Origin of the sequence: uncultured Holdemanella sp., assembly GCF_958348295.1 — a bacterium.
GTDB lineage: Bacteria > Bacillota_I > Bacilli_A > Erysipelotrichales > Erysipelotrichaceae > Holdemanella.
The window spans coordinates 21,838-33,930 of record NZ_CATVYQ010000021.1; the positions used below are offsets into that span (position 1 = coordinate 21,838).

The following is a 12,093-nucleotide window of genomic DNA, read 5'->3' on the forward strand; positions in this document are numbered from 1 at the left end:
CTGTAATTTATTTCAATATGTTACATTTTATTTACATTCATTTTCAAAGAAATGAACAATTGTCTCAATCATGACACCCGTAGCCACTTCATCCTTATCGCTTGTTCCCGCAATATCCAAGTGGATCCACTTTGTGCCTTCTTCAATAAATTCTTCCAAGAAAGCCGCTGCTAGACTTGCATTTCCACCCAAAGTCTTTGAGTTGACAATATCCGCTACCTTAGAACACTTTAATTCAGAATGGAAATATTCATCTACAGGTAAACGCCAAATCTGTTCTTTTGTAGCTTTTGAAGCCCCTAAAAAAGGCAAATAGAAACTATCATCATTACTAAAGATTCCTGTATATGTACTTCCTAAAGCACGAACACAAGCACCCGTTAAAGTTGCCATATCAATGACACGAGTAGCCCCTAATTTTTGAGCCATTGTCAAGGCATCTGCCAAAATCAATCTTCCTTCTGCATCCGTATTTGTGACTTCAATCGTCTTACCACTTAAACTTGTGATCACATCCCCATCGACAAAGCCATGTCCATTGATTTTATTTTCAGTAATTGGTAAAACACACACAATATTCTTTTCTATTTTTAATTCAGCTACTAATTCTAAAGCACAAAGCATATTGCTAGCCCCACACATATCATACTTCATACCGTGCATATTCGATTTAATATTATAGCCACCTGCATCATAAGTAAGACCCTTACCAACTAGTGCTGTATAATCCTCTTCTTCTTTTCCACCATCATAACGAATGACAACCATATAACATGGTCTGTCAGATCCTTGATTAACTGCTAATAACGCACCAGCACCAAGTTCTTCAAGATCGTCATTATTTAAAACTTCAATTTCCATACCATACTTTTCACTAACCATCTTTGCTTCATCCACCAAATGATCCGGTGTTAAAAAGTTAGATGGCATATCACTCATTTCACGCGCATGATTCACGATTGAAGCAACTGTTTTCCCTTTTTCAAACTCAGCCGTAAATCCATCACTTTCAAAATCATACACCTTTGTTTCCTTATAACTATACGCCCCATACACAAGTCCAAAACCAGCCGCATACGCCGTGTTTTCATTGACATATACTAAATAATCATCCGCATCGACTTTACTAAAAGCTTCCTTAATGTTCTTTTTACCATCACCCAAACCAACGACTACGATTTTTTCACAATCCAATTGATTTAATGTATGAATTGTTGTAATCTTACCAAATTCTAAATCCAATTTCACATCTTTAAAAGCCGCTAAACTTTCAGGTAATGTTTCCCCCTCAAATAATCCAATACAAATATTTTTCATATCTATTTTCCCTCCGTCATCTTCTTAGATTTTTCATTACAAGCACGCATTGCCGATTCAACACTCGCTCTAAAGCCTGTTCTTTCAAGTTCACACACTGCATCGATTGTTGTTCCACCAGGCGAACATACCATATCTTTTAAGACACCTGGATGCATATCTGTTTCTAATACCATTTGAGCACTTCCAAGTACAGCTTGTGCTGCAAATGTATAAGCTTGTTTTCGAGGCAATCCTTGAGCTACAGCTGCATCGGCCATAGCTTCAATAAACATAAATACATAAGCAGGACTTGATCCACTAACACTTGTCACGGCATCCATCATAGTTTCATCAACCACTTCACATTTTCCAAAACTATTAAAAATCGATAGGATACAAGTCTTATCTTCTTCTGTCACTAAATCATCAAACGAAATAGCACTCATAGCTTGAAGAACTAAAGCTGGCGTATTTGGCATAGCTTTAATAACCTTTACATCTTTGCCAAAATAATGTTTCACATCCCAAATTGTAACACCTGCCGCAATGTCGACAATGATCACATCTGATTTTACACTCTCTTTAATTGTTTCGATCAATTTTGGATAATGCTTCGGTTTTACACTTAACACAAGAACATCACTATTTAGAGCAACTTCTTTTTCATTCATAGAAGTACTTACACCATATTTCTTTTCTAAATGATCTAAATTTTCTTTATGATGATCACACACCCAGATGGTATTGAATAATTGATTTTTGGCAATTCCTTCAACCATGGCACCACCCATGTTTCCCGCTCCAATAAATCCTATTGTTTGTCGCATAATTTATCTTCTTAAATCGAATATGTCTTTCTTCTTGAAAATTCTTTTTGTTTACCTTCGTTCCAATCATCTAGATTTCTATAATAACCAGATACTCTAGAATAGATTTGTGTTGGTTTATGGCAAATTGGACACAACTTTTGTTTACCATAAATATAACCATGCTCTTCACAAATTGAATATGTTGGTGTAATTGTAAAGACAGGTATATCATAATTCTCATATATTGTTTTGACAAATCTAGCAGCCATTTTCCAATTTTCTATTTCATGTTCGATAAAAACGGGAAATGATGTAGCTCCGCCATATTGATTCTGTAAATTTTGTTGAATACGCAATGCCTCAAACACATCATCCGTACTCGCAACATCTAAATGCGTTGAATTTGTATAATATCCATGGCTTATAATTTCTGGATACATTTCTCGATCTATTTTCGCAAAATGTGTACAAACACTTTCTGCTGGCGTTGCCTCTAAATTTAGCTTTTGTGCTTGTTTTGAAATCTTATTATTCAAAAACTCTAAAACTTCTGTCGCAAATCTTTGTGCATCTAGATTCATTAGATCTTTCTGCATCCATTTTGCGTTTAAACAAGCCTCATTCATACCCACAACACCTAAAGTTCCATAGTAATTATTAAAATCGGATATATAAGCATTAGTATAAGGATATAGTCCTGCATCTAACAGTTGATTTAATACTTGTCTTTTGACATCAAAAGAGCGAATTGCGACATCACACAAATTATTAAGTCGTTTGAAAAAATCTTCTTTTGAACTTGATAAATAAGCCAATCGAACTAGATTTAAAGTAACGATTCCCATACTTCCACATAATGGTTTATATCCAAAATAACCTTCAACATCCTGTTTTTCTTTTGTTAAAAAATAGGGGGTACCATATTTAGCACAAGATTTAAACAACTCTTCTTCTTTCATCCAGTCAAAATCTTTATGTAAATATAATGCTATGATTGGAAATTGAAAACCTCTTCCAGATATATCCCCTTTATTTAAAACTTCAAATAAGGCATCATGAAGTATTTTCATTTCTTTTTGACAATCACCATATGTAAAGTCTGATTCTTGACCTGCGACAATCGCCTTTTTATTTTTGTATTCATCTGGAACATTCCAATCCAACGTGATTTGGCTAAATGGAGCTTGTGTTCCCCATCTAGAAGGAATATTTATCCCATAAATAAAGCTTTCTAAACAATCATGTACCATTTTTTTTGATAATTTATCCTTATGGATAAAAGGCACTAATAACGTATCAAAATGTGATAAAGATTGTGCACTTGCCCATTCATTTTGCATAATACCTAAGAAGTTGACCATTTGATTACATAATGTTCCTAAATGTTTGGCAGGTAATGATGAAATCATTTTATTCACTGAAGGAAGTCCATTTAAAATCAAATCTTCTAAAGACCAACCTGCACTACAACCTGTCAACATATGAATATTATGAATATATAGTTCTCCATTTTTATGCGCATTCGTGATTTGCGCATCATATACCTCGCTTAACCAATAATTCGATGTGATCATACCTGAATTAGAAAGAATCAATCCACCCACAGAATAAGTCGCCAATGAGTTTTCATCTTCTAAAGGTACATTGTTATGTAAGTAAGAATTGACTAGATGAATATATTCATTTGCGGTTGATTGAATCTTACGTACATTTTCTCTTTGTTTACGATATAAAATATATGTTTTTGCGACTGGATAATAACCTGATTCTGACAATGTCTTTTCAACACTATCTTGAATCATTTCTACGCTTATCCGATTATTTTCAATCTTTGTTTGAAAATCTGCCGTAGCACGTAGAACCAATAAATTAATAATCGCATCATCTTTTTCCATATGTAAAGAATCAAAGGCTTTTGAGATTGCTGAAAAGATCTTTGACGAATCAAATTTCACGATGGAACCATCTCTTTTTTCGACTTCTATCATACTAATTTCTCCTTATCTCTACATGCTTAACGTATTGTTCTAAAATTTGTCTATATTTTAAAACTTGATCAAAATCAGGACTATGCAAAGAATGATCTATAGTTGTTTCATTATCAACAAAAGGCTGTAATACAACATGATCCACGCCACAAATCCATTGGCCTAATTCATCCATCGTCTTTTCATTATGAAATTCATGAACTAAAGTCACACATATATCATATTCAAACAGTGAATTTTTTAACAATGCTAAAGACTTTTCAATATCTTTTAGATTCACATCTTCAACTCCACATGTTTTGGCATAGGCATTTGGTGCATTTTTTATATCTAAACTTATAAAATCTACCAGTTTTTCATTTAAAATTCTTTTTAAACGATCATAAAACATGCCATTCGTATGAAGTTTAATTTTATAACCCAAAGATTTCGCATACTGTAAAAAAGATAAGATACCCTCATGCATTAATGGTTCTCCGCCCGAAATGTAAATACCATCTAAATCTTTTTTATGTCCCTGCAAATATTCATTGATTTTCTCCGTTACAATTGGATACCTATTTTCCTTTAAATAAACTAAATCTTTTGAATGACAATAAGGACATTTTAAGTTGCATCCACCTGTGTATAATGAACAACTTAAATGTGAATCATAATCCGATAAGGATAATTTTTTTAATTTATAAAATTGAAGATTAGTCTGTTCTAAATCCGCATAGCTACGTGCATGATTTGATAAAGTTTGGTAGAACTTTGAAAAGACTTCAATCTGCTGCGCGTTTAAATCTTGGGTAATATGGTGCCACCAGTCTCTACGAATTCCATATATTTCAGATATATGTTTTTTAGTAAGAGCCGTTGTATATAATTCTTTAGCACGTTTATCTTTTGTATTCGTTAAAATGGATACATATCCTAAAGTATTTAATTTTTGAACATTCTTAGTTACAGTTCCTTTATCGTAGCCCCCAACTTGTACGATCTTCTGCAAAGAAATCCCTTCATTTTCGTAGATTTCAATCAAAATCGGAAGCTGAGCATAGCTAAGATTTAAATCTTGAAGCATTTTATCATAATATTTTTGTGTACTTCGATAGAGGATGCTTGAATCCATCAATAAATCATTTTGTTTTTCCATATAGGTATTATAAGCGATTTTCATAAAGAAAAAAAGGACCGAAGTCCTTTTGAGATTATTGTGGTTTTGCGTCGAAATGTTCATCACGAACAACAACGTCGTGAGCTCCACCTTCGACAATACTTGTACTAGATACTAAAGTAACTTTCGCATTTTTTTGAAGTTCAGGGATTGTTAAACATCCACAGTTACACATTGTATGACGAATCTTAGAAAGTGATAATCCAACATTATCTCTTAAGCTTCCTGCATAAGGAACATAAGAATCAACACCTTCAACAAAAGACATTTTCTTGTCTCCACCAACATCATATCTTTGCCAGTTACGAGCACGAGCACTACCTTCGCCCCAGTACTCTTTCATATAGTTTCCATTAACACTTACAATTTTATTTGGAGCTTCTTTAAAACGTGCAAAGTAACGTCCTAACATAACAAAGTCTGCACCAAATGCCAACGCCAATGTAATGTGATAATCATGTACAATACCACCATCTGAACAAATTGGAATATATACTCCCGTTTCTTCAAAATATGCATCACGAGCTTTCGCAACATCAATTGTAGCTGTTGCCTGTCCTCTACCAATACCTTTTTGTTCACGTGTAATACAGATAGAACCTCCACCGATTCCAATCTTAATAAAGTCCGCACCTGCATCAGCTAAGAAACGGAAACCATCTCCATCAACGACGTTACCAGCTCCGACTTTTACGCTATCTCCATAGTGTTCACGAATCCATTTGATTGTTTCAGCTTGCCATGCAGAATATCCTTCACTTGAATCAATACATAAAACATCAACTCCAGCTTCAACTAATGCTGGAACACGTGTCGCATAGTCACGCGTGTTGATACCTGCACCAACTACATAACGTTTACTTTCATCCAATAATTCATTTGGATTGTCTTTGTGTGACTCATAGTCTTTTCTAAACACGAAAGCCTTTAAGTGTTGTTCTTTATCAACAATTGGCAATTGATTTAATTTATGTTCCCAAATCAAATCATTTGCCTCTGATAATGTAATATCTTCGTTTCCAACAATTAATTTTTCAAATGGTGTCATAAACTCTTTAACTTGAAGTGCATGATTCATACGACTCTCGCGATAATCACGACTTGTTACGATACCTACTAACTTTCCATCAGCTTGACCATTGTCAGTAACAGCCATTGTTGAATGTCCTGTTTTTGTACGAAGGGCAATTACATCTTCTAATGTTGCTTCAGGGCTAATATTTGAATCGCTGCCAACAAACCCAGCCTTAGTCGATTTAACTTTTCGAACCATTGCGGCTTGAGATTCAATTGTTTGACTACCGTAAATAAAACTTACTCCACCCTCACGTGCAAGTGCACAAGCCATTTCTTCACCACTAACAGCCTGCATAACAGCACTTACCATTGGAATATTTAAAGAAAGCGCAGGTTCTTCACCTTTTTTGAATTTTACTAAAGGCGTTTTCAAACTCACTTTATCCGGTGTACAATCCGGACCTGTGTAACCAGGAATCAATAAATACTCACTGAACGTTCTAGATGGTTCTTCAAAAAATTTTGCCATTATATATCTCCTTCTCAATTTAAACTATATTATATGTTTTGAGTTCTATGCCGTCAAGCCAATTTGACAAACGACTACACTAAATGCCGCAACATGAACAGTATATGTATCCAAAGGATTACTATTACCATTGTCAAACAAAATTCGAGCTTCTTGATTCAAATTATAATCATAAGGAATATTCGTCGGATTAAAAAATGCCACGCAATGATCTGTTTCTTTTTGACAAGAATAAACTAAGACTTGATCATAAATCGAATCAAATGTAACACCTTGTTCAATTTCTTCTATAGTACTCAATCTGAAACAAGGATGCGACTTACGTATTTTAATCAATTCTTTTGTTCGCTCTACTATTTCTAAATGATTATCTCTTCTTTGGTAATCTACACGATTATAGTTATCTGAACGATTATAAGTATTCCCTAAATTTTGTTTAGTACGACCAAATTCTTGTCCACAGTGGATAAACGGAACTCCTTGTGCAAGTAATACCATCGCATTCGCAAGAATTTGCCTTTTTTCTCTTAAGTCACGACTCTCACCATGGCAACATACACGATTTTTATCCCATAACGTATGATTATCATGACACTCCACATAATTAATCACTTTCGTTGGACTGTCAAATCCATGATCCATGCAACTTGCGGCCATACAACATTTAACTTGGTAAAATAAATCGGCTTGGCCAGACGCAAAACCTTTACGAGAAAGTTCATCATTTGATCCACGAACAACTTCGCGGAATCGATCTGAGAAATGTCCAACATGTGGCATTTTTGCCTGGTTTAATTGTGAAGCACGAATCTCTTCTGCAACAAAGCTAGGCATATTCCAGCCTTCACCATAAATCATAAAATCAGGTTTTACTTTTTTACATTCTTCACTGATTTCATTCATTAAACTATAATCAAGAATTCCCATCAAATCAAAACGGAATCCATCTACGTCATACAACTCTATAATTTTTTTACATGTTTCAATAAAATATTTACGTGACATATATGGCTGTGTATCAATATCATTTCCACAGAAACTTCCATTTGAAAATTCACCTTCTCGATTCATTAAAAAATAATAATCTGGAACCATGTTTTCTAAGGCAAAATTTTCTTTAACATACACATGATTAAAAACTAAATCTAAATTTACACGAATACCCGCCTTATGACAATCATGCACTAAATTCGCAAATTCTTCAATTCTTAACTTTGCATTCTTTGGATCTAGTGAATAAGCCCCTTCCAAACAACGATATTGTACTGGATCATAGCCCCAGTTATAAAAAATATTTGGATAAATTTCATCCACACTGCCAAAGTCAAAGACAGGCATTAATTGTACGTGGGTAACACCTAATGATTTTAAATAGCTAAATCCTGTACTACGGGTTTTAGTAATCTCGTTTTCTTCTGTAAAACCAACAAATTTTTTCGGATGCATTACACCAATACCAGTTTGACTAGTCATGTCACGAATGCTTGCTTCATATATAATCGCATCACATTCACTATTCATTGGTTTCAACTTAATTTTTTCTGGAAGTTTTAAACTCTTTGGATCCACAACCACACTATATTGTGCATTAGGACCACTAAAACAAGTATATGGATCCGTTACACCTTTATATTCTCCATTTACTCGTACTAAATAAGAGTAATGTACTCCATTTAAATCTTTATTGATAGTTAAAGAGAAAACTCCCTTATCTTCTCGTATCATAGATTCTACAATTTTTTTGCCATTTAAAACATACCCAACATAAACCGCAAGTGCTGTTGGTGCCCATACTTTAAAAGTTGTTTTTTCAGGAGTATAGGTAACTCCTAAATCATTTTTTTCATACGTGAATTCCTTCGCAAAACGTTCTGTTTTTACAATATGAGAATATTTGGCAACACAAGTTTTGCAGTGTTCATCATATACTGTATATTCTTGACCAATCTCTAGATTTCCGTTTAAAGATAGAGAATAATGGGTGAATCCATTATATAAATCGCATTGTGATTGAATCGTCAACGGAATAATTCGATCTTTTGTATCTTTCATATGGAAAATTCGGCTTTTTCCATCAAAAAAATTCTTAGACATGTATACATCTAAACAATTATAATCATCTAAATAAGCTTCATATGGCTCTTTCATTCGCATATGTAGTACTCCTCATTTCCTTCAGTTCTTCTATATTGTAACATGTCTAAAGACAATTTTTTAAAAAAATGTTAAACTACTTCTTAGAGGTGAACAAAATGAATACATATCGTATAGAAGAAGATTGCTTAGGACAAATCAAGGTCGAAGCCGATAAATATTGGAAATCACAGACTCAAAGAAGTTTAGAAAATTTTAGAATTGGACAGGAACTAATGCCTGCATCTTTAATTCATAGTTTTGCGATATTGAAAGAGGCTTGTGCAAAAGCCAACCATCATTTCAACAAAATAGACGATAAACAATGTAAAGCCATTGTAGAAGTCTGCCAAAAAATTGAGGATGGACAATATTTAGATCAATTTCCTTTACATGTTTGGCAAACAGGTTCTGGAACTCAAACTAATATGAATGCCAATGAAGTCATTTCAATGTTAGGAAATGAATTTGCTAAAGAAAACATTCTTCATCCAAATGACACGGTAAATGCATCTCAAAGTTCGAATGACACTTTTCCAGCTGCACTTCATATTATGGTTGCACAAAAAATTAATTCAGAACTAATTCCACAATTAGATCTAATGATTGAACAAATCAAAAAGCTTGAAAAAGAAAATGAAGGCATTATCAAGATTGGTAGAACACATCTTCAAGATGCTACACCACTTTATTTCTCACAAGAATTAAGCGGATATCGTTCTATGATCGAACATAGTAAAGCTCAAATCATCGATAGCTTAAAATATGTCTATGAGCTTGCATGTGGAGCTACAGCAGTAGGCACTGGAATCAATTGTCCTGAAGGATTTGATGAAGTTGTCACAAAAATCATTTCCGAAAAAACAGGTCTTCCTTTTGTTCCAGATGCAAATAAATTTCATGCCCTAACAAGTAAAGATGCAATGGTTTATACAAGTGGAGCTTTAAAAGGTCTTGCTGCCAACTGTATGAAGATTGCCAATGACATTCGATGGTTAGCAAGTGGACCAAGAAGTGGTATTCATGAAATTGATATTCCAAGTAATGAGCCTGGATCAAGTATTATGCCAGGAAAAGTCAACCCTACACAATGTGAGGCTTTAACTATGGTTGCTGTTCAAGTTATGGGAAATGATACAGCCATTGGTATTGGTGCAAGTCAAGGCAACTTTGAATTAAATGTATTCATGCCTTTGATTGCCTACAACATGGACCAAAGCATTCAATTACTAAGTGATACGATTCATTCATTCACAATTCATTGTTTAGATGGATTAAAAGCAAATAAAAAAACAATGGATAAAAACTTACATAATTCTTTAATGTTAGTAACTTGTCTAAATCCAGTAATTGGTTATGAGAAAGCTGGACATGCAAGTCAACATGCATTCAAGAACAACCTGACTCTAAAAGAAGCTATTTTAGATTTAGGGTATTTAACAAGTGAAGAATTTGATTCGTATGTTCAACCTAAAAAAATGATTCATAAATAAAAAATAAAGGTATTTGATCCTACATAATAGGACTGAATACCTTTAATACATTTCGATATATTTTTACAATTGGATTCGTATTTACACACTCTTCTAAATTGACTTGATGAGAAATTTTGAATATTTCTTCAAAGTCATTTTTTATATCTTTCAAGCAATCTACTTCATGCATCCATACGCCACATTCGTAATGTTGATAATAAGATCTAAAATCCATATTCACGGTACCAACCAAAGCACTTGAATCATCAATGATACATACTTTACCATGAATAAATCCAGGTGTATATTCATAAATTTTTACGCCTGCTTTAATTAATGTATCAAAATTTGCTTTTGTAACTTCATAAACCATCTTTTTATCAGGAATACCTGGAACTACAATACGTACATCTACTCCATTAGAAACAGCTAGTTTTAAGGAAGAAATCATTTCTGAATCTAAAATCAAATAAGGTGTTGTAATCCAAAAATAGTCTTTAGCACATCCAAGCATATTTAAATGCATATGTAATCCAGTATTATTTTCATCGGTAGGAGAATCAGAAAATGGAATAATAAAGCCTTTATTTTTTAAATTAGAAAAATAATTTCGATTTTGGATAAAGTATGAATAAGAAGTATATTGACTAGCTTGATAATTCCATATCTGCAAGAATGAGATTGTAAACATTTCTACAGCTGGTCCTTTGATTATGCATCCCATATCTTTCCAATGACCAAAACGTTTTTTAGTATTTATATATTCATCAGATATATTGCATCCACCTGTAAATGCAACTTTACCATCAATTACTAAAATTTTTCGATGATCCCGGTTATTCATTTGCATTGCTAGTTGTGGTCGTAATGGATTAAATACATGTGTTTTTATGCCTCTATCATTTAACCATTTGGCATAATCTCTAGGTAAATATGTTAGTGATCCCATATCATCATAAATAACACGTACATCTACTCCCATATCCGCTTTATCCATTAAAATCTGCAGAATCGTATTCCACATAACACCTTTGTTAATAATAAAAAATTCCATGAAAATAAAATCTTCAGCTTTAATCAGTTCTTTAATAAAAGATTGATATTGTTCTTCACCTGAAGGAAAGTAATTTACTGAACAATTTTCATATACTGGAAAATAACCGTTACTCCAAGCCATGGATATCATTTTATCAAGTACATAGTCATCTTCATGTAAATGTTCTAAGATTTCAACATTTTGAAGTGCATATTTTTTATAATCTGAATACGCTTGTCTATCTTTAATCATTAATGCTTTAGGTATCTTTCGATTTCCAATTAATAAATAAACAACACCTCCAAAGATAGGAAATGCCATAATCAACAATACCCATAACAATTTAGAGCTTGAGTCTGAATCACGATTTATGATATGCATAGAAACACATAAACTAAATCCAATTAAAATAAAGTTTGCTATAAAGAAACGTTGGCTAAAATAACTCACTAAGTAGAACAATGTTATGATCTGCAATAATAAAGCTACTATGATATAGATAGGTTTTGATTTACAATATTTTAATATTTTTTGCATACTGTTATTATACGATACAAAATAACAAAAAAAAAGCAGACAACTCTGCACAAATGTAAAAAAAAGGACCCGGCAGCTAGCTATCTTCGCAGGGGCAAGCCCAACTATTGT

8 protein-coding genes are annotated in these 12,093 nt (G+C 33.2%); 1 reads left to right on the top strand and 7 read right to left on the bottom strand.

Going from position 1 to position 12,093, the window contains the following annotated elements; all coding sequences use genetic code 11:
* Positions 1 to 27: 27 nt before the first annotated feature.
* From Q3907_RS05375 to pulA, 6 genes are read right to left on the bottom strand one after another with little or no spacing between them, the layout of a single operon-like run.
* On the bottom strand, positions 28 to 1,317 hold the full coding sequence (locus tag Q3907_RS05375; protein WP_301897579.1) for a leucyl aminopeptidase family protein: 1,290 nt from the start codon (positions 1,315 to 1,317) through the stop codon (positions 28 to 30).
* A gap of 2 nt (positions 1,318 to 1,319) precedes the next feature.
* Positions 1,320 to 2,126 (bottom strand): pyrroline-5-carboxylate reductase, encoded by an 807-nt coding sequence (proC, locus tag Q3907_RS05380; RefSeq protein ID WP_301897580.1) that lies wholly within the window; start codon positions 2,124 to 2,126, stop codon positions 1,320 to 1,322.
* A gap of 11 nt (positions 2,127 to 2,137) precedes the next feature.
* On the bottom strand, positions 2,138 to 4,096 hold the full coding sequence (nrdD, locus tag Q3907_RS05385; RefSeq protein WP_301897581.1) for an anaerobic ribonucleoside-triphosphate reductase: 1,959 nt from the start codon (positions 4,094 to 4,096) through the stop codon (positions 2,138 to 2,140).
* 1 nt (position 4,097) lies between these two features.
* On the bottom strand, positions 4,098 to 5,234 hold the full coding sequence (locus Q3907_RS05390) for an anaerobic ribonucleoside-triphosphate reductase activating protein (RefSeq protein ID WP_295645654.1): 1,137 nt from the start codon (positions 5,232 to 5,234) through the stop codon (positions 4,098 to 4,100).
* 55 nt (positions 5,235 to 5,289) lie between these two features.
* Positions 5,290 to 6,801, bottom strand: coding sequence for an IMP dehydrogenase (locus Q3907_RS05395; RefSeq protein WP_301897582.1), 1,512 nt, complete (start codon positions 6,799 to 6,801; stop codon positions 5,290 to 5,292).
* Positions 6,802 to 6,846: 45 nt separating this feature from the next.
* The gene (gene pulA, locus Q3907_RS05400) at positions 6,847 to 8,955 is read right to left on the bottom strand and encodes a type I pullulanase (protein WP_301897583.1); all 2,109 of its coding nucleotides are present in this window, start codon (positions 8,953 to 8,955) and stop codon (positions 6,847 to 6,849) included.
* A gap of 98 nt (positions 8,956 to 9,053) precedes the next feature.
* Here pulA and fumC point away from each other — a divergent pair, with 98 nt between their 5' ends.
* Complete coding sequence (gene fumC, locus Q3907_RS05405; protein ID WP_301897584.1) at positions 9,054 to 10,427, top strand: class II fumarate hydratase; 1,374 nt, start codon at positions 9,054 to 9,056, stop codon at positions 10,425 to 10,427.
* Positions 10,428 to 10,446: 19 nt separating this feature from the next.
* Here the strand turns inward: fumC and cls are convergent, their stop codons facing one another.
* Positions 10,447 to 11,982 (bottom strand): cardiolipin synthase, encoded by a 1,536-nt coding sequence (gene cls / locus Q3907_RS05410; protein ID WP_301897585.1) that lies wholly within the window; start codon positions 11,980 to 11,982, stop codon positions 10,447 to 10,449.
* Positions 11,983 to 12,093: the final 111 nt, after the last annotated feature.